Origin of the sequence: Bacillus sp. B.PNR1 (genome assembly GCF_030386235.1) — a bacterium.
GTDB classification, from domain to species: Bacteria; Bacillota; Bacilli; order Bacillales; family Bacillaceae; genus Bacillus; species Bacillus stercoris.
Window position 1 is genome coordinate 1,885,330 of record NZ_JANYMN010000001.1, and the last position, 17,386, is coordinate 1,902,715.

Genomic DNA, 17,386 nt, shown 5'->3' on the forward strand with positions numbered 1-17,386 from the left:
CTCTCAAAGCTGTGCGGGCAACATTAGCTATAAAGGTGACAAGCCACAAAGTGGCTGGGAGCAGCTTCTTTAAATTCTGGTATTTGTTCCTTGCATATCGGTTTTGCAACAGGGCATCTTGTGTGGAATACGCAGCCTTTTGGCGGGTTGGCCGGACTTGGCAGCTCTCCCTTCAGGACAATGCGTTCACGTCTGACAGATCCTTTTTTTCTTGTAACCGGAACGGAGGATAAAAGCGCTTGGGTATATGGGTGAAGCGGGTTGTCATAAAGCTCATGCTTGCCGGTCAGCTCCATCATTTTGCCAAGATACATCACTCCGACTCTGTCGCTGATATGGCGGACGACACTTAGATCATGGGAGATAAATAGATACGTAAGATCAAATTCCTCCTGTAATTCCTCCATCAAGTTAATCACTTGGGCCTGGATGGATACATCAAGTGCGGAAACCGGCTCATCAGCAATGATCAGCTCTGGATTTAAAGTGAGTGCTCTGGCAATGCCGATCCGCTGACGCTGTCCGCCGGAAAACTCATGGGGATAACGTCCGGCAAACGACGGGTGAAGGCCAACTCTCGCAAGCAGCTCTTCGACTTTCTCGTTTCGTTCACGCATCGTATACATGTTGTGCGTATTAAACGGCTCCTTTATGATAGACCTCAGTGTCTTTCTCGGGTTTAACGAGGCAAATGGATCTTGGAACACCATTTGAATATTTTTGCGGACACTCTTCCGCAGCTTCTCCTCTGACAGATTGGAAATATCCTGCCCTTTAAAAAGAATTTGGCCTTCTGTTGGTTTGTACAGTCTGATCATCGTTCTGCCGGCAGTCGATTTTCCGCAGCCCGACTCTCCAACGATTCCGAGTGTCTCTCCTTTTTTTAACGAAAATGACACACCATCCACCGCTTTTACATCACCAACTTTTCGTTGAAAAAGGCCTGAGCGGATCGGAAAGTATTTTTTTACGTCACGAAGCTCTAAGATTGTTTCTTGATTAGCTGCTGTCATGATTGTTCTGCACCCTCTTCCTCATATAAAAAGCATCTCACCGTTCTTCCGCTTTTGTGTGTCAAAAGCGCAGGCTGATTTGTCCAGCACTTATCCATAGCTTTCGGACACCTTGGGGCAAAACGGCACCCCGGCGGCAGATTATCAGGTGTAGGCACGCTGCCTTTAATTGCATTTAATTTATCAATCTCTCCATCTATAACAGGAATTGACGTAAGCAGGCCTTCTGTATAAGGATGAAGCGGTTCTAAAAATAAGTCATCAACAGTGGCGTTTTCTACGACTTGTCCGCAGTACATGACAATCACTCTATCAGCCGCTTCGGACACGACACCTAAGTCGTGTGTGATCAGAAGAATCGATGTGTTGAACTTCTGGCAGAGATCTTTCATGAGCTCCAGCACCTGGGCTTGTATTGTCACATCCAGCGCTGTCGTCGGTTCATCGGCAATGAGCAATTTAGGATTACAGCTTAGTGCGATGGCAATCATCACCCTCTGTCTCATACCGCCTGACAGCCGATGCGGGTACTCCTTCATTATTTGCTCCGCCCGGGAGAAACCGACCATCTGCAAGAGTTCAACAGCTCGCTGACAGGCTTCTTTTTTCTTCATGTTTTTATGGTAAATCAGCACTTCGGTAATTTGTTCTCCGATTGTTAACACCGGATTAAGGGAGGTCATTGGTTCTTGAAAGATCATGGATACTTCGTTTCCGCGGATTTTGCAATAATCGTTTTCAGTGAATGAGGTGAGGTCTTTGTCTTCGAGTTTAATAGAGCCGTCCATGATTTTTCCGCCTGAGCTTTGGACGAGGCCCATAATTGATAAGGAAGTAATGCTTTTTCCGGAGCCCGATTCACCTACAAGCGCGACGGTTTCGCCTTTGCTGATGTGAAAATCGACTCCGTCAACCGCAGGGATCGGCTCCTTTTTCCGGAAAAAATAAGTCTTTAAATTATTCACTTCTAATAGTGTGCTCATGCTAGCTCCCCTTTCCCCCCTCTTGTGGTCAATCGTTTTCAAGAGAAAGCAATCCCTTTATTCAGAAATAATAAATAATATTGAATTATCGAAAAATTTTATAGTTGTATATTATTACAATCATTTTGCAAAATCAAGAATTTTTTAGGATAAATGTAATATTATTAACGAAATTCCATTATTTTATCCTTTTAAAGCATTGCATCCAAAAAGGTTTCAGCAGGAATGGAAAGTCCGTCTGCGGCGCTTGCCTTATTGGCAGTTAAATACTTTTTTACAATATTGAATCCAACTGCGTATCCAAGCATTTTCGGCTGATATCCTTTGCCGAATAACAGCTGGGGAAATAATCGATCATCCCGTTTGATATCCTGATGGGGCGCAATCTTTTTTTCATATAAAGCCTGAAGCTGCTCTAGGGTATACCAAGTCGTCCATTCAGCCGTTTGACTTCGGCCGAACCTCTCATAAACAGCATATTCCGCCAGCCCTTCCATGATGATTGTATCAAGTAATGTGACATCCTTTTCCTCTTTTGTGAGATGACCTAACCGGCAAACATGATGATACTCATGCGTCATCAGGGCAGATACTGATCCAAAATCTAAATCTGACGAAAGAAAGAGGAACATTTTGTCTTGAAACGCGAGTCCTGATTTTGATCCAAATTCTAAACGAATTCTCCTATTTCGTTCATCAACCGGCAGCGGAACAATTGGTACATCAGGACCTTGCCATTTGTTTTTAAGATACTGTTCTTCCTTTTGGATATGCTCGTAAAAACCTTTTTCCTTCAGCTTGGAAGCAGTCTGAATACCCTCTGTCATGTTTTTAAACATCCCATGATGCTGAAGATGCCCCAAAATGCCCTTCCAGTTCTTTTTCCCCGTACCTGAAAAAAGCGGGATAATGTAAGGTGCCAAATCATCTATTGAAGCAGCCTTCCTGAGCCAGCTATATGTTTGTTCTACACTCATGTGATCGCCTCCTCTTTTAATCTATGCACACAAAAAAAACCGGCTACCCTCTAAGGGCAGCCGGTTTGGCTTGATTATGATTGATATTTCTTAAAGATTAATGTCGCATTGTGCCCGCCGAATCCTAATGAGTTGCTGAGAACATAATTGAGCTCCTGTCTGCGAGCTTCATCAGGCACATAATCCAAATCGCATTCTTCGTCAGGTGTTTGAATATTGATTGTCGGCGGGATCACGCCTTCTTTAATGGCAAGGATAGAGAAAATGGCTTCAATACCGCCAGCTGCACCTAAAAGGTGGCCTGTCATTGATTTTGTAGAGCTTACCGCAAGTTTATGCGCATGCTCGCCGAAAACGGTTTTAATCGCCATTGTTTCATATTTGTCGTTGTAATACGTGCTTGTTCCGTGAGCATTGATATAATCAATTTCTTGTGGCGCAATGCCCGCATCTTTAATAGCTTCTTGCATCGCTCTCGCTCCGCCTTCACCATCTTGGGCCGGCGCTGTGATATGATAAGCGTCTCCTGTTGAGCCGTAGCCGACAATTTCTCCGTAGATTTTAGCACCGCGGGCCAGGGCATGCTCAAGCTCTTCAAGAACGATAATCCCTGCACCTTCACCCATGACAAAGCCATCACGGTTTTTATCGAACGGGCGGCTCGCTGTTTTCGGATCTGGATTAGTAGACAGTGCTTTGTTGGCACTGAAGCCCGCGAATGACATTCTTGTCAGCGGCGCTTCTGTTCCGCCTGTGACCATCACATCTGCATCACCGCGCTGAATGACTTTAAACGCGTCACCGATAGAGTTCGTTCCTGTAGCACATGCTGTAACCGTACAAGAATTGACTCCTTTCGCTCCTAGCGCAATAGAAATCTGGCCTGTCGCCATGTCAGGAATCATCATTGGCACGAAAAACGGGCTTACCCGTCTCGGGCCTTTTGTTAGGAAGATTTCAAATTGAGATTCTAGTGTTTCAAGTCCTCCGATACCGGAGCCTACCCAAACACCGACTCTCGGCGCGATCTCATCCGTAATGTTAAGATCTGCGTCTTCAACTGCCATTTTCGCAGCTACAACCGCATATTGTGTAAAGCGGTCCATTTTTCTGGCTTCTTTTTTATCCATATAATCTTCAACATTGAAGTCTTTTAATTCAGCGGCTACTTTTGCCGGATATTCTTCAGCATCAACACGAGTGATCGGACCGATTCCGGACACACCGTTGATTGCGTTATTCCAACTTGTATCGACGTCGTTGCCAAGCGGAGATAATGCTCCAAGTCCTGTAACAACTACTCTTTTTTTAGTCATCTTGTGTGCACCTCACCTTTTTTTATCGGCCCCAGCGGATTGCAATGGCGCCCCATGTTAGTCCTCCGCCGAACCCTACCATAACGACCACATCGCCGTCTTTGATTTTACCGGCTTCCAATTCTTCTACAAGAGAGATCGGAATGGATGCGGCAGAAGTATTTCCATATTTATGAACGGTTTTAGACATCTTTTCGACAGGAAGCTCTAAACGCTCGCGTGCAGCTTCCATGATGCGGATGTTCGCCTGATGCGGAATCAAAAAGTCGACATCCTCTTTTGAAAGTCCAGCTTTTTCAATGACATTTACGCATGATTCTCCCATTTGGCGGACTGCAAATTTGAAAACTTCTCGTCCATTCATGATTGTATGTCGTTTTTCATTCAGATACAAGTGCTGACCGCCTGTACCGTCGGCTCCTAGCTCAAATGAAAGGATTCCTCTGTCATCACTGACTGGTCCGACTACCGCGGCGCCTGCCCCATCTCCAAACAGAACGGCAGTATTGCGGTCTTCCCAGTCTGTAATGCTTGAGAGCTTCTCTACACCGACAACTAGAACATGTTTGTAGGTTCCGGATTCAATAAATTGTTTTCCGGTTACAACGCCGTACATAAAGCCCGCACAAGCAGCGCTAATATCCATAGCACACGCTTTTTTAGCGCCGAGCTGTTCTTGAATCATACAAGAGACCGTAGGAAATGACTGATCAGGTGTAACAGTTGCAACCAGGATCATATCCAAATCCTCAGCAGCCACTTCAGCTTGTTCCAGCGCATGTTTCGCTGCCGCAACAGCCATATGTGATGAATACACATCATCTGCGGCAATTCTTCTTTCTTCTATTCCAGTTCTTGTACGAATCCACTCGTCAGAAGTTTCAACCATTTTTTCAAGATCATGATTTGTTAAAACCTTCTCAGGAATGTAACGTCCAACACCAAGTATTCCAGCTTTCATAAGGGAAGACTCCTTTATATCTTAAATTTAGAAGATCAATCAGGTTGTGATCAATTATTAGTATCAGGTACTAATTCTATCCTATTTTTTTTCGCATGGCAATATATTCGTCTAAACTATCAGTTCAACTTACTCATAGAGTATTGTATATAGAAAGGAGGCGTATGCAGTTGGATGTATTTTCAAAAATGATGTTCGGCGATTCCGCAAAACCAACAGAAGAGAAGGAGGAACAGCAAGAGGAGGTTTCTCAGACCAACGACGAAGAGACGATTCATTACATGCATATTATGGACCAAATCGGTTCAATTATGAACTCTCTTGATCAAATCAAGCCCGCTCTAAAGGAGCTTGCGCCCATGATCACCGCGATTAAAAAGAAAATCATGTGAAAAGCCACTTTCGCAAAAGTGGCTTCTTTTTATTCGGTTTCAGATTTAGCATCAGACTTGCCAAGCTCGTAAGCTTCCGCCATTACCGTTGTAAATAGATTCATAAACGGCTGTATGGCCTCCATTGAGAGCTCAATGCCTGATTTCTCAAGCTGTTCTTTCGCTTCAGGGAGGTATTTCATGGCAATTTGCAAGAATTCAAGTGATTTTTCGTGCTGCATGTGACGTCACTCCATTACTCGTTTTTTGGCAGCTCGCCTGTTTTGTTGTACGTTTTGATCAGCTTGGCGATTCTTTGCTGAAAGTCTTCATCGACGAGCGGGCTGAATGTTCCCATCTCGACTACTCCCGTATTCAGGTCGTAGTAATGATCGCCGCCTTCAAGGGTGCCTTTGTTGAATTGCTCAGCAATGATTTCATAGGCCTTGTCCACATTTTGCACCGTGCTGGTTAATACGGTATTCTCGCCCAGGTCCGATTGATCTGTAACGTAGCCAATGGCATAAAGCCCGTCTTTTTTGATTTGCTGAATAACAGGAACATTATACCCGTCTCCAGCGGGATACACAACATCCGCGCCTTCGTTCTTCATTTTCTGATAAAGCTTTACTGCTGTCGTATCATCATCCCAATGGTCCGTATATTTCGTGTTTACTTCTATATCTGGATTTTCATACTTGGCTCCTTTGATAAAACCGTCAACCTCAGGCTGCCACGTAAAGGAAGCAATGACACCGACCTGATTCGTTTTCGACATATGGGCAGCAGTCATTCCTCCAAAAAAGCCCATTGCTTCCCCGCTAAAATGGACACTCGTCACATTGTCAGCTTTCGCTTTCGCATTGGAAATGACGAATTCCATATCTGGATAATCTTCGCCGACCAAGTTAAACACCTCTGCATATTCACTCCCATGGCCGTAGAGCAGATTGACGCCCCTCTTATGAAAATCCTCAATCGCATTTATGATATCTTCTTCTGTTTTAACGCCTTCTTTATAGTAGACGTCCACATTGTATTTGGATTGTATATTCAGTAATCCTTTATACCCTTTTGTGCCCCATACGAGGTCATTAATCGTATCAGGAAAGAGCATGCCGACCTTCTCAATTTTTCCTTTGAACGGAGTTTGTCCACATCCACTCAATAAAAGGAGGACAGAAAAGATCATGACAAGCCTTGTGATCAAGTCATGTTCAACTCCTTTTGACAAGCTATAACATGTATTGTTTTATACGTTTATTGTATCTAGAAAACTCGAAACATGGAAGGTTTTTCTTAATATTTGTCGAAAATTGATGAAAATTGTCTTTTCCACTCGATAATTTTTGTTTTTGCTTCTTCTTTTGAGGTTTTTTCTGATACTTGTAATTCAAAAAACTGATCTTTGCTATGACGGCCTTGTTCTAACAGGAATTTCAGCAACTCGTCAGCCACATCGTCTGTGTAATAGCCTTCCTCCTCTGTTTCTTCTTTCCATGGCCCATACATTTTCGGAAGGAATACGGCTTTTTCCGAGCCTGTTTTTTCACGCTTCTCCCATTCTTTCCGGTCTTGTTCATATACTAAAATATAAGAAGAATCATATTGCTCCAAAGGCAAAGAAACTCCAAACTGGATACAAATTGTATCATACTTTTGATCTCCAATGCGTTCAAGCTGGCGAAAGAGTTCATTTCTCCCAAGCCACATGAGTCTTTCTTCTAAGTACATTTGTCTCATTTTATCTTCTGTTTCCGCCAGAATAACGTCAACATGTATGCCTTCATCCATCATTCGTTCACATAATGAAAGGCCGAAAAATTCGTCCGCACCTACAATCAGCGTTGATTCCATTACATCTGCCGCCCTTCCGGTTTTTCATTTCCCAAAACAAAACAGCCTCCGCAAAAGAGAAGGCTGTTGTCATTATATTCTCTATAATTCTTTTTCATGACTATGAAAGAATTTGCAGATTGATGCATAAATTCTGCTCGGATGCTCAAATAAATGAAATGTCATGTCGACCGGTGAGCCTTGCTTTTGCTGTTTTTCCTTGAAAGCTTCCGCATGTACGCTGTAGGGATATGGAGCTCCGGTCATACGCTGCCATATATGAACCGGAACGCCGCTCGGATAGCTTTGAATGGTTTTGTAACGAAGCGCTTCCGCTTCTTTTTCAGAAATTCCGTAGCTTTTCGATACTTCTTTCAAAAATTGCTTATAGAAAAATTTATTTTCTTTTTCTGATTCATAATGTGCCTGAAGATCGAGACAAGGATTCAACATTGCGGCTGAGCGGATATGATCCGGGGAAAAACGAAGCAGTTCATCGGCCACGAGAGCACCCATGCCTTCTGCTAAAATATGAATCTTCGGATTGAGGATTTCCTGCTTCATCACGGAATGGATCAGCTGTTTAGCATAGGTGACTGCTTTTTCCGCCCCCCAATGCCTTCCGAACAGATTGCTGTTAAAAAGAGTATATCCTTCATTCCTCAACATATTCAGAAGCTGATTTCTGCCGTAATGCTGCAGCCAAAAGCTTGAATCTTCCCCGACAAAGTGGGTTCTGTCCCCCAAGATAAAGATGCCGAAGCCGTTCGGGCGATAGGGCAAATGAATGACATTATGCTCCGTTCCCAGTTGAAAGTATCTTTCCGTTATTCCCATCGCTTGCCCGCCTCCTTTCACACTTCATCTCACGCTATCTTATGTAAATAGAAAAGAAACGAATAAGGTAAAGTCCTAGCCTTTTACATTTTTGGCTATTACACTGATTGACGTTTTTTATATTTTACCATTAAAGTGTGACGAATCAGATTCTTTTGTCACTTCACTTTCTGCTAAAATTGGATTCCCCCTTCGCTTTTTGTATGGTATGATAGCTTTTAGAATAGAATGAGAAGGACGAGGTGGAAACGTGCGATATATTATTGCCTTTATTTGGACGTTCCTTTTATCACATATGGCATGCTACTTGGTTGCAAGCATGAACAGCGTTACGTATAATTTCAAAACATCATCTGTCATTGCTGTTGTACTGTATGTCTTAATCATGGTTTTAGCAGAAATCATGCCTATGAACAAAAATGCAAGCCAGCATTAAGAAGCACAAAAACCCAAAACATTGATTGTTTTGGGTTTTTTAGTGGTCACGGCTTTCTTTTGTATGTCCACAGCCGGTTGTGATTTGATGTTTCGGGGAACATTTCCCCTGCTGACAGATGGACCTTTTGAGGGTTTTTCACCATGCTCCCTGTCTCGCCGATCTCTACGTAGACACCGTTATTAGGCGCTTTCTGTCCGGGCCGGAATTGATGCTGCTGTCCCACAGTTTTTCCTCCTTTTCCTTTTTGCTGTAGTATGCGCCTAAGCGGCTGTGAATATGTTGCCATCAAAAAAACTGCTGAGTTTGACTCAGCAGTTTTTTGATGATTCCCCATTGTATAAAATGGCCTTCAACAGTGCTTTTTGCACATGAAGACGATTTTCCGCCTGCTGGAACACTGCAGAATTCGGCCCGTCAATAATCTCCGCAGTCACTTCTTCCTCGCGATGCGCAGGGAGACAATGTAAAAATGTATAGTCAGGCTTGGCATGGCTGACCAGCGCCGCATTCACCTGATAAGGCGCAAAGACAGCAAGACGTTCTTGCTCTTCCGCTTCCTGTCCCATGCTTGTAAACACATCAGAATAAATCACGTCCGCGTCTTTTACCGCTTCAATCGGATCTTCTGTCAGCGTGATGGAAGAGCCGGATTGAAGCGCATATGTTTTTGCCGCTTCAGCTGCTTCATCTAACACTTCATATCCCTTTGGGGAAGCGATTGAGATATCACAGCCCATTTTCGCGCAGCCGATCATCAAGGAGTGCGCCACGTTATTTCCGTCACCGATGTATGCGACTTTTACGCCTTTAAGCTTTCCTTTTATCTCCTTAATCGTCAAGAGATCCGCGAGCGCCTGGCATGGGTGGTATTTATCCGTCAGCCCATTGATCACCGGAATATCAGCTTCTTTGGCAAGCTCCTCCACCTTTTCATGTTCAAAGGTCCGGATCATGATGGCATCCACATAGCCTGACAGCACTTTTGCCGTATCAGCGACAGTCTCACCGCGCCCCAGCTGCAGATCTTTCTGGCTTAGGAAGAGGGCGCTCCCGCCGAGCTGCGCCATGCCCGCTTCAAATGAAACACGGGTCCGCGTTGATGATTTTTCAAAAATCATCGCCAAGGTTTTGCCATGGAAAATAGGCTGGATTTTGTTTTGCTTCAGCTCACCGGCTTCTGCAAGCAAGGCGTTTATATCCTGTTCACTAAGATCTTTTAACGTTAATAAATCTTTTCCGTATAAACTGGTTTGCGTCACTGTGTGCATGATGCCACTTCCTTTTTATAGAGATCTTTGAGAGATACAGGCTGCGGATGGCCTGAACCGCTTTGTAAAAACGCCCGCACGGTTTCTTCTTCTGTAAAGACGGTGATGCCGTGCGTCATGGCTTCCAGACGTTCTTTGCGCGCTTCTTCAGAACCGCTCAGATTGATGTGGAGCGATTTTCCTGTCTGTTCCATCCAAGAGGCAAATGTCCCTTCATGAACGGTGAAACCGGCGTTTTCCGCTAATTCCTTCACATCTTCCGGACCGTTTTGCAAGTATATGCTTCCTTTTTGATTCCAGACACGTGTATAGATTTTTTTCAAGGCGCTGTCGGCATCATATGCGACACACATGCCTTCTCCCGTTGATTTCATTTCCGGTCCAAGCTTCACATCCACATCCTGTATCGCATGAGAAGAAAAAACAGGGAACTTCACGGCAACTCCATGATGATTTTGAACGGCCGGGTTTAGATCTTTTAAGGACGCACCCGCCAGCAAACGTGTGGCAAGCGGAATCATCGGCACGCCCATTACTTTGCTGACGACCGGAACCGTGCGGCTCGCTCTCGGATTCACTTCAAGCACGAGTATGTTTCCATTGTCGATCACAAATTGGATGTTCATGATGCCTTTAAATGAAAGTTTTCGGGCAATTTTTTGTGCGGCCTCTTTCATGCCCTGCTGCAGCCCGCTTGTGATTGATGGTCCCGGAAGGATGGCAAAGCTGTCTCCCGAATGGACACCCGCCCGTTCAATATGCTCGGTATATGTCGGGATAAAGACATCCTTGCCGTCGGAAATCAAATCAATTTCGACTTCTTTTCCAGACACATACTGATCAATTAAAATCGGATATGGCATACTGTCCTCATCATTCAGCAGCTGAGAAAGCTGGTCTTGCGAGTCAACAATGATCATGCCCATTCCGCCGATAACGTAAGATGGACGAATTAACACCGGATAGCCAATCTCACTGGCTTTTGAAGCGGCTTCTTCTTTTGTATAGGCAATTTCTCCTTTTGCGTGCTTCAATCCTAGTTCATCAAGAAGCTGATAAAACTGATCACGATCCTCTAACACATCGAGCGTTTCAAACGAAGTGCCGAGAAGGGTAATGCCGGCTTTTTCAAGTGCTTCAGCAGCATTGATTGCAGTTTGGCCGCCGAATTGCACGATTGCAAAATCAATATTTTCCTGCTCCGCCACGTTTACAATATGCTCCGTTGTCATCGGTTCAAAATACAGGCGATCCGCAATTTCATAATCTGTGCTGACCGTTTCCGGGTTATTGTTAATCATGATGGTTTCGAACCCAAGTTCTTGCAGTGTCAGCACGCCGTGAACCGCACTGTAATCAAATTCAACGCCTTGGCCGATCCGAATCGGACCCGATCCGATAATCAGCGCGCGTTTTTTCTCTTTGCGGCTGATATCTCCATCGGTCTCTCCGAAATATGTGGAGTAAAAATAGTTTGTTTTCGCATCAAACTCAGCCGCGCATGTATCGACAATTTTGAAGGAAGGTGTAATGCCCATCTCCTTGCGAAGCGCGCGCACCTCTTCCTCTGTTTTGCCGATCAGCGAGGCAATCGTTGCGTCTGAGAACCCCTTTTCCTTCGCTTTTTTCAATAAGTCAAAAGAGAGATCGCCGCCCTCTTCCATCAGGCGGTTTTCCAATTTGATGATGTTGTTAAAGGTATACAGGAAAAACGGATCAATTTTTGTTTTCGCATGAATGTCATCAATCGAGACGCTGCGGCTCAACAGCTCCATGACAACGAAAAATCTGCGGTCATCCGGAATGACTGCCAACTCCCATAGCGCATCAATTGACAAGCCGCTGAGCTCTGGAAGGTGTGTGCCGATATTTTTTAATTCAAGGGACGCGGCTGCCTTCTGTATTGCTGCTTCTAAATTCCGTTCAATCGCCATCACTTCACCGGTGGCTTTCATTTTTGTGCCAAGCTTGCGGTCTGCGTTTTTGAATTTATCAAACGGCCAGCGTGGAAATTTGACGATCACATAGTCCAGTGCCGGTTCAAAGCTTGCGTAAGTTGAGCCTGTGAGCGGATTTTTCAGCTCATCAAGTGTGTATCCGACTGCCAGTTTCGCAGCCATCTTTGCAATCGGATAACCGGTCGCTTTAGATGCGAGAGCCGATGACCGGCTGACACGCGGATTCACTTCGATCACGTAATATTGCTTGCTGAAAGGATCAAGCGCGAATTGAATATTGCAGCCGCCTACGACATCAAGTGCTGAAATGATGGTCAGACTAGCCGTCCGCAGCATTTGATAGTCTTCATCTGTCAATGTTTGTGAAGGCGCCACAACGATAGAGTCACCTGTATGCACGCCGACCGGATCGATATTTTCCATGTTGCAGACGGTAATGCATGTGTTATTGCCGTCACGCATGACTTCATATTCAATTTCTTTAAAGCCCGCAATGCTTTTTTCGACAAGGCATTGATTGATCGGACTTGCTAATAGCGCCTGTTTAATCATAGCTGTAAAGGCTTCTTTATCAGGGGCGATTCCTCCGCCCTTTCCGCCTAATGTGTAAGCAGGTCTGATAATAACGGGAAAACCGATGGATTCCGCAAACCGGAGGGCGTCGGTTTCATTATCAACAATTTCACTCTCTGGCACGGGCTGGTTCAATTCATTCATTAACGAACGGAATTTTTCCCGGTCTTCTCCTTTTTGTATCGTTTCAACGGATGTGCCGAGAAGCTTGACGCCGTGCTCCTTTAAAACACCCGTTTCTTCAAGCTCCACTGCTAAATTCAACGCGGTCTGACCGCCTAAATTGGCAAGAAGCCCATCAGGCTGTTCTTTCTTAATGATGGCTGTCAGGCTTTCTGCTGTCAGAGGCTCAAAATAAATCTCATCAGCGAAGGCTTCATCGGTCATAATTGTCGCCGGATTGCTGTTGACGAGAATTACCCGGTAGCCCTCCTCCTTCAGCGCGATGCACCCTTGAGTGCCTGAATAATCAAATTCTGCCGCCTGCCCGATGATGATCGGGCCTGATCCGATTACTAATATGCTTGAAATACTGGTGTCTTTAGGCATGCGCGATTTCTCTCCTTGCTGGTATCACATTCTTTAGATAATCATCAAAAATCCATTCGCTTTCCGCCGGTCCGGGATGGGCTTCCGGATGGAATTGAACACTCATGACTGGCAGTTTTTTATGAGCAAGCCCTTCAACTGACGTATCATTGACATGATGAAATCTGATCGTGAGCTCTTTTTCATTAATCGACTGTTCGTCAACCACATAGCTGTGGTTTTGGCTTGTCATAAAGACCCGTTTCGTTTCACGGTCGATGACCGGATGATTTGCTCCCCTGTGTCCGAATGGCAGCTTGAATGTATTCCCTCCGAATGCGAGCGCGATCAGCTGATGCCCGAGACAAATGCCGAGAGTCGGAAAGCGGTTGATGATGCTTTTGATTTTCCCTAGATATGGATGAATGGCTTTCGGATCTCCAGGGCCGTTCGACAGCACAATACCGTCCGGCTTTATATTGTATACAGCTTCCATTTGCTGATACGGCACCACGGTGACCTTGCAGCCCCGTTTGACAAGTGATGATGCGATTGACTTTTTATAGCCAAAATCAACGAGAACGATATGTTTATTCCCGTCGCCAAATGTGCTGATTTCCTGTGCGGAAGCCTGCTCTGCCACATTCTCTGGTTGGAGGGCAATCTCAGCTCCTTCTTTGGAGGCTGTGACTGTCGCACCCATCGTTCCATTTACCCGGATTTTTTTCACGACAGCCCTTGTATCAACATGGGTCAACAGCGGAATGTTCCATTTCTGTAGATACTCCTTGAGGCTGTATACCGCTTCATGATGAGAAAAATGATCACACGCCTCATAGACAACCACGGCTTTTACTTGCGGTTTCTTGCTTTCAAAATCCTTTTCATTAATGCCGTAGTTGCCAATCAGCGGATAGGTAAATACGATAATCTGCCCTTTATATGATGGATCTGTCAGCACTTCCTGGTAGCCTGTCATACCTGTGAAAAAAACAGCTTCTCCCGTGCAGTTTTCATGACCGTCCAGCTCGCCGCTAAACGATGTCCCATCTTCTAACACTAAATAACCTTCCATCTAACAGCCCACCTCTTGATGAATAATTAATTATAAAAATGAATTTTTATACCTTTATATCAAAAAAAAAAATCACTGGTTTACAGCGGTATGATGAGCGATTGCCTGTTTCAGCTTGCTGACAGCTTCTGCTATTTCATCCTTAGTCACGGTGAGCGGCGGCAGCAGACGAATCACTTTCGGGCCGGCCGGCAATACAAGCAAGCCTAATGTCTGCAATTCTGCAATAATGTCAGCAACCGGGCCATCACACTCAATTCCAAGCATTAATCCTTTACCGCGGATTTGTTTAACAAAAGGGCTTTTTAGCTCCGCCTCAAGCTGTTCTTTTAAAAACGCTCCTTTGTCAGCAGCCTCTTGCAAAAAGTCAGGCTCGAATACAATTTGCAATGTGGCATTCACAGCAGCCATCGCCAGCATATTTCCTCCGAAAGTCGTTCCGTGAGAACCAGGGGTAAACGCTTCTCCAAGCTGTTTCTTTCCGATGACAGCGCCGACTGGAAAGCCATTTCCCAATCCTTTGGCGGCTGTGATGATATCCGGTGAGAGTCCAAAGTGCTCATATGCGAAGCCTTTTCCCGTCCGTCCGATGCCGGTTTGAATCTCATCAACAATCAGAAGAGCCTCTTTTTCCTTGCAAAATGACTGAACGGCTGTTAAAAATTCAGCGCTCGCTGGATTGACTCCGCCTTCTCCCTGCACTGTTTCAAGCATCACCGCGGCAATATCGTCTTCCGCCCCAAGAGCTTCAAAAACAGAAGGATCGTTGTATGGCAGGTAGTGAAAGCCTTCAAGCATCGGGCCGAAGCCTGTTTTGATTTTATCCTGTCCGGTCGCCGCCATCCCTGCATACGTGCGGCCATGAAAAGACTGAAGAAAAGTGATGATTTTTGTTTTTCCAGTTGCTTTTCGGGCGAGCTTTATCGCACCTTCATTCGCCTCCGTACCGCTGTTGCAGAAAAAGACGAGATCACCCGCACTGTGTTTCGCCAGTTTCTGTGCCGCTTGCTCTTGGAGATTGTTCTGAAATAGGTTGGATACGTGCCATACGCTATCGAGCTGTTTTTTGACTGCCTCTGTCACCGCCTCATGGCAGTGGCCTAGATTTGATACCGCAATCCCCTGAATGAAATCGAGGTACGTTTTGCCGTTCTGATCCTCAACATGCGTTCCCTTTGCTTTTTTAATGTCAATATCCCAGCGGCCGTAGGTTTGAAACAAGCTGCTCATGAAACAGCCTCCTTTGCTTTGACGATTTTTGTCCCTTGAAAAGTTTGTTCTGCGAAGAATGATCCTTTTCCGTTTACGATCATGACTTCAGATACCTGATCTGATAAAGCTGACAAGGCTGAATTGACCTTCGGGATCATCCCTCCTGTGATCACTTCCTGCTCGATTAGCGTCTGAATCTCTTCAGAGGTCAGGACGTCCAGACGCTGCTTTTCCTTCATGATTCCATCAACATCTGTGACGAACATCAGCTTATCGGCTTCAAGTGCTCCGGCAACTGCTGAGGCAGCCAGATCGGCATTTACATTCAGCGTTTTGCAGTCGCTTGTCATAGACAGCGGCGCAATAACGGGGATGATGTCCTTTTCCATCAGCGCGTTCACCATGGACGCATCGACTTTTTTGATTTCTCCGACTTCTCCGTATGCTTCCGAATCGAGATAATCAGCCTCCAAAAGACCGCCGTCCTTACCAGAAATGCCTGCGGCTCGCAGTCCGTGTTTGGCAAGCTCTGCAACGAAAAATTTATTGACAGAACCGGATAAAACCATTTCCGCCACTTCCAGCACCGGCTTCGTTGTTTTCCGCTGTCCGCCTGAAAACTCTGTTTTGATATTTAACCGCTTCAACATATTTGTGATTTCCGGGCCGCCGCCATGTACGATCGCCAGTTTCCAGCCTGACGCCGTCAGTTCTTTCAGATTTTGAAAAAATTCCTCCGACAGCTCGCGGATGACACTTCCCCCGCATTTAAAGACAATTGTTTTCTTCATAATGCTCCCCTTTATTACGTGCGATAGCTCGCGTTAATTTTGATATAGTCATAGGTCAGGTCACAGCCCCACGCTCTTCCGTTCCCGTCTCCTTCATCCATCTTGATGACAATGGTGATTTCATCTCCTTCAAGGTATTCCTTGGCGAGAGATTCAGAGAATGGCTGAGGCTCGTTATTCTTAAACAGGCATTGGCCCCCAAGATAAACCTCTACTTCTTCTGCCGTCACTTGAGCTGCGGAGTGTCCGATGGCTCCGATGATCCGCCCCCAGTTGGCATCTGTTCCGTATACTGCCGTTTTCACGAGATTTGAGCCGACAATCTTTTTGGCAATGACGTTTGCATCAAGATTGTTTTTCGCTCCCTGTACTTGGGCTTCAATTAGTTTTGTCGCGCCTTCTCCGTCTCTGGCAATCTCTTTAGCCAGATCCTCACAAGTGAGCAAGAGCGCTTTTTTAAAGACCGGCCAGTCTGGATGATCTTCTGACAGGCACTCGTTTTCGGCGCAGCCATTCGCCATAACCAGTACCATGTCGTTCGTGGATGTTTCTCCGTCAACTGTGATTTGGTTAAATGAAACGTCAGTGATTTCCCGAAGCGCCTTTTGCAGCGCTTTTTCTTCGATTGCCGCGTCAGTTGTCACAAATCCCAGCATCGTGGCCATGTTCGGGTGTATCATCCCTGAGCCTTTAGCCGCTCCGCCGATCGTGACTGTTTTGCCGCCGATTGCCAACTCATAGCACGTCTGCTTAATCACCGTATCGGTTGTTAAAATCGCTTCTTCAAAATCTCCTGATCCCGCAGGTGTTTCTTTCAGCAGCCCGATCCCCGCCTGAATTTTTTCCATGTCTAAATGTTCACCGATGACGCCCGTTGAAGAAACAGCGACAAGCTCCGGCTCAATGCCAAGCTGTGAAGCAAAGCTCTCCCGCATTGTGTATGCGTCCTTTAGTCCCTGTTCTCCCGTGCAGGCGTTGGCAATGGCGCTGTTGACGATGACGGCTTTCAAGGCCGGCCCATGCTTTAAGCTGTCTTGTGTCACTTTGATCGGAGCGGCCTGAAAGTGGCTTTGGGTATAAACCGCTGCACTCACGGCCGGTGTCTCACTGATAATGACGCCGAGGTCTTTTTTCGAGTAGCGCAGCCCGCAATGCACACCCTTTGCCTGAAATCCTTTTGGCGAGGACACATCACCTGTTACTTTTACAATTTGATCTTCACTTAACTGAATCATGGTTCGATTCTCT

The 17,386-nt window shown here is 45.5% G+C and carries 18 protein-coding genes; 2 read left to right on the forward strand and 16 right to left on the reverse strand.

All coding sequences use genetic code 11. The annotated features are described in order from the left end of the window. Positions 1 to 23: 23 nt before the first annotated feature. The 5 genes from appF to fabH form a co-directional block, all read right to left on the reverse strand. Positions 24 to 1,013, reverse strand: coding sequence for an oligopeptide ABC transporter ATP-binding protein AppF (appF, locus tag NZD81_RS09910; protein WP_289860416.1), 990 nt, complete (start codon positions 1,011 to 1,013; stop codon positions 24 to 26). Continuing rightward, positions 1,010 to 1,996 carry an oligopeptide ABC transporter ATP-binding protein AppD gene (gene appD, locus NZD81_RS09915; RefSeq protein WP_040083455.1) on the reverse strand — a complete coding sequence of 329 codons (987 nt, stop codon included), beginning with the start codon at positions 1,994 to 1,996 and terminating at the stop codon, positions 1,010 to 1,012. Before appD ends, appF begins: the two co-directional genes overlap by 4 nt. 191 nt (positions 1,997 to 2,187) lie before the next feature. Next, positions 2,188 to 2,973: a DUF2268 domain-containing putative Zn-dependent protease gene (locus NZD81_RS09920; protein WP_289860417.1), complete on the reverse strand. Its 786-nt coding sequence runs from the start codon at positions 2,971 to 2,973 to the stop codon at positions 2,188 to 2,190. 74 nt (positions 2,974 to 3,047) lie between these two features. Next, positions 3,048 to 4,289 carry a beta-ketoacyl-ACP synthase II gene (gene fabF, locus NZD81_RS09925; protein ID WP_014663520.1) on the reverse strand — a complete coding sequence of 414 codons (1,242 nt, stop codon included), beginning with the start codon at positions 4,287 to 4,289 and terminating at the stop codon, positions 3,048 to 3,050. A 22-nt stretch (positions 4,290 to 4,311) separates the two neighbouring features. Further along, on the reverse strand, positions 4,312 to 5,250 hold the full coding sequence (gene fabH, locus NZD81_RS09930) for a beta-ketoacyl-ACP synthase III (RefSeq protein WP_014663519.1): 939 nt from the start codon (positions 5,248 to 5,250) through the stop codon (positions 4,312 to 4,314). A 164-nt stretch (positions 5,251 to 5,414) separates the two neighbouring features. Between fabH and yjzB the strand changes: the two genes are divergently transcribed. Beyond that, entirely contained in the window at positions 5,415 to 5,642 is a 228-nt protein-coding gene (gene yjzB, locus NZD81_RS09935) for a spore coat protein YjzB (protein WP_080478200.1), read from the forward strand. A gap of 29 nt (positions 5,643 to 5,671) precedes the next feature. On the opposite strand, the gene comZ is transcribed toward yjzB, so the two are convergent. From comZ to NZD81_RS09955, 4 genes are all read right to left on the reverse strand, one after another. After that, complete coding sequence (comZ, locus tag NZD81_RS09940; RefSeq protein ID WP_003224559.1) at positions 5,672 to 5,863, reverse strand: ComG operon transcriptional repressor ComZ; 192 nt, start codon at positions 5,861 to 5,863, stop codon at positions 5,672 to 5,674. A 14-nt stretch (positions 5,864 to 5,877) separates the two neighbouring features. Then, entirely contained in the window at positions 5,878 to 6,831 is a 954-nt protein-coding gene (med, locus tag NZD81_RS09945) for a transcriptional regulator Med (protein WP_069149366.1), read from the reverse strand. Between the two features lie 89 nt (positions 6,832 to 6,920). Further along, positions 6,921 to 7,478, reverse strand: a complete 558-nt coding sequence (locus tag NZD81_RS09950; RefSeq protein ID WP_014663516.1) for a hypothetical protein — start codon at positions 7,476 to 7,478, stop codon at positions 6,921 to 6,923. A gap of 81 nt (positions 7,479 to 7,559) precedes the next feature. Continuing rightward, positions 7,560 to 8,294, reverse strand: a complete 735-nt coding sequence (locus NZD81_RS09955) for a hypothetical protein (protein ID WP_040083462.1) — start codon at positions 8,292 to 8,294, stop codon at positions 7,560 to 7,562. 250 nt (positions 8,295 to 8,544) lie between these two features. On the opposite strand from NZD81_RS09955, the gene NZD81_RS09960 reads away from it, so the two are divergent. Further along, positions 8,545 to 8,730, forward strand: a complete 186-nt coding sequence (locus NZD81_RS09960) for a YjzD family protein (RefSeq protein ID WP_003245236.1) — start codon at positions 8,545 to 8,547, stop codon at positions 8,728 to 8,730. A 46-nt stretch (positions 8,731 to 8,776) separates the two neighbouring features. On the opposite strand, the gene NZD81_RS09965 is transcribed toward NZD81_RS09960, so the two are convergent. From NZD81_RS09965 to argJ, 7 genes are all read right to left on the reverse strand, one after another. Continuing rightward, positions 8,777 to 8,956 carry a YjzC family protein gene (locus NZD81_RS09965; RefSeq protein ID WP_003245356.1) on the reverse strand — a complete coding sequence of 60 codons (180 nt, stop codon included), beginning with the start codon at positions 8,954 to 8,956 and terminating at the stop codon, positions 8,777 to 8,779. A gap of 85 nt (positions 8,957 to 9,041) precedes the next feature. Beyond that, positions 9,042 to 10,001, reverse strand: a complete 960-nt coding sequence (argF, locus tag NZD81_RS09970) for an ornithine carbamoyltransferase (protein WP_069149363.1) — start codon at positions 9,999 to 10,001, stop codon at positions 9,042 to 9,044. Next, the gene (locus NZD81_RS09975) at positions 9,989 to 13,081 is read right to left on the reverse strand and encodes a carbamoyl-phosphate synthase (glutamine-hydrolyzing) large subunit (protein ID WP_289860425.1); all 3,093 of its coding nucleotides are present in this window, start codon (positions 13,079 to 13,081) and stop codon (positions 9,989 to 9,991) included. Before NZD81_RS09975 ends, argF begins: the two co-directional genes overlap by 13 nt. After that, complete coding sequence (locus NZD81_RS09980; RefSeq protein WP_289860426.1) at positions 13,074 to 14,135, reverse strand: carbamoyl phosphate synthase small subunit; 1,062 nt, start codon at positions 14,133 to 14,135, stop codon at positions 13,074 to 13,076. The genes NZD81_RS09975 and NZD81_RS09980 overlap by 8 nt, the downstream gene beginning before the upstream one ends. A 72-nt stretch (positions 14,136 to 14,207) precedes the next feature. Then, positions 14,208 to 15,365: an acetylornithine transaminase gene (locus tag NZD81_RS09985; protein ID WP_289860427.1), complete on the reverse strand. Its 1,158-nt coding sequence runs from the start codon at positions 15,363 to 15,365 to the stop codon at positions 14,208 to 14,210. Then, entirely contained in the window at positions 15,362 to 16,138 is a 777-nt protein-coding gene (gene argB / locus NZD81_RS09990) for an acetylglutamate kinase (RefSeq protein ID WP_289860428.1), read from the reverse strand. The genes NZD81_RS09985 and argB overlap by 4 nt, the downstream gene beginning before the upstream one ends. Before the next feature lie 14 nt (positions 16,139 to 16,152). After that, complete coding sequence (gene argJ, locus NZD81_RS09995) at positions 16,153 to 17,373, reverse strand: bifunctional ornithine acetyltransferase/N-acetylglutamate synthase (RefSeq protein ID WP_147771748.1); 1,221 nt, start codon at positions 17,371 to 17,373, stop codon at positions 16,153 to 16,155. Positions 17,374 to 17,386: the final 13 nt, after the last annotated feature.

Coding starts and splice junctions, on each gene's coding strand:
- argF (WP_069149363.1), bottom strand. CDS start 10,001: ATGCACACAGTGACGCAAACCAGTTTATACGGAAAAGATTTATTAACG.
- fabH (WP_014663519.1), bottom strand. CDS start 5,250: ATGAAAGCTGGAATACTTGGTGTTGGACGTTACATTCCTGAGAAGGTT.
- NZD81_RS09950 (WP_014663516.1), bottom strand. CDS start 7,478: ATGGAATCAACGCTGATTGTAGGTGCGGACGAATTTTTCGGCCTTTCA.
- argB (WP_289860428.1), bottom strand. CDS start 16,138: ATGAAGAAAACAATTGTCTTTAAATGCGGGGGAAGTGTCATCCGCGAG.
- NZD81_RS09985 (WP_289860427.1), bottom strand. CDS start 15,365: ATGAGCAGCTTGTTTCAAACCTACGGCCGCTGGGATATTGACATTAAA.
- yjzB (WP_080478200.1), top strand. CDS start 5,415: ATGCAGTTGGATGTATTTTCAAAAATGATGTTCGGCGATTCCGCAAAA.
- NZD81_RS09980 (WP_289860426.1), bottom strand. CDS start 14,135: ATGGAAGGTTATTTAGTGTTAGAAGATGGGACATCGTTTAGCGGCGAG.
- argJ (WP_147771748.1), bottom strand. CDS start 17,373: ATGATTCAGTTAAGTGAAGATCAAATTGTAAAAGTAACAGGTGATGTG.
- appD (WP_040083455.1), bottom strand. CDS start 1,996: ATGAGCACACTATTAGAAGTGAATAATTTAAAGACTTATTTTTTCCGG.
- fabF (WP_014663520.1), bottom strand. CDS start 4,289: ATGACTAAAAAAAGAGTAGTTGTTACAGGACTTGGAGCATTATCTCCG.
- NZD81_RS09955 (WP_040083462.1), bottom strand. CDS start 8,294: ATGGGAATAACGGAAAGATACTTTCAACTGGGAACGGAGCATAATGTC.
- NZD81_RS09920 (WP_289860417.1), bottom strand. CDS start 2,973: ATGAGTGTAGAACAAACATATAGCTGGCTCAGGAAGGCTGCTTCAATA.
- NZD81_RS09975 (WP_289860425.1), bottom strand. CDS start 13,081: ATGCCTAAAGACACCAGTATTTCAAGCATATTAGTAATCGGATCAGGC.
- appF (WP_289860416.1), bottom strand. CDS start 1,013: ATGACAGCAGCTAATCAAGAAACAATCTTAGAGCTTCGTGACGTAAAA.
- comZ (WP_003224559.1), bottom strand. CDS start 5,863: ATGCAGCACGAAAAATCACTTGAATTCTTGCAAATTGCCATGAAATAC.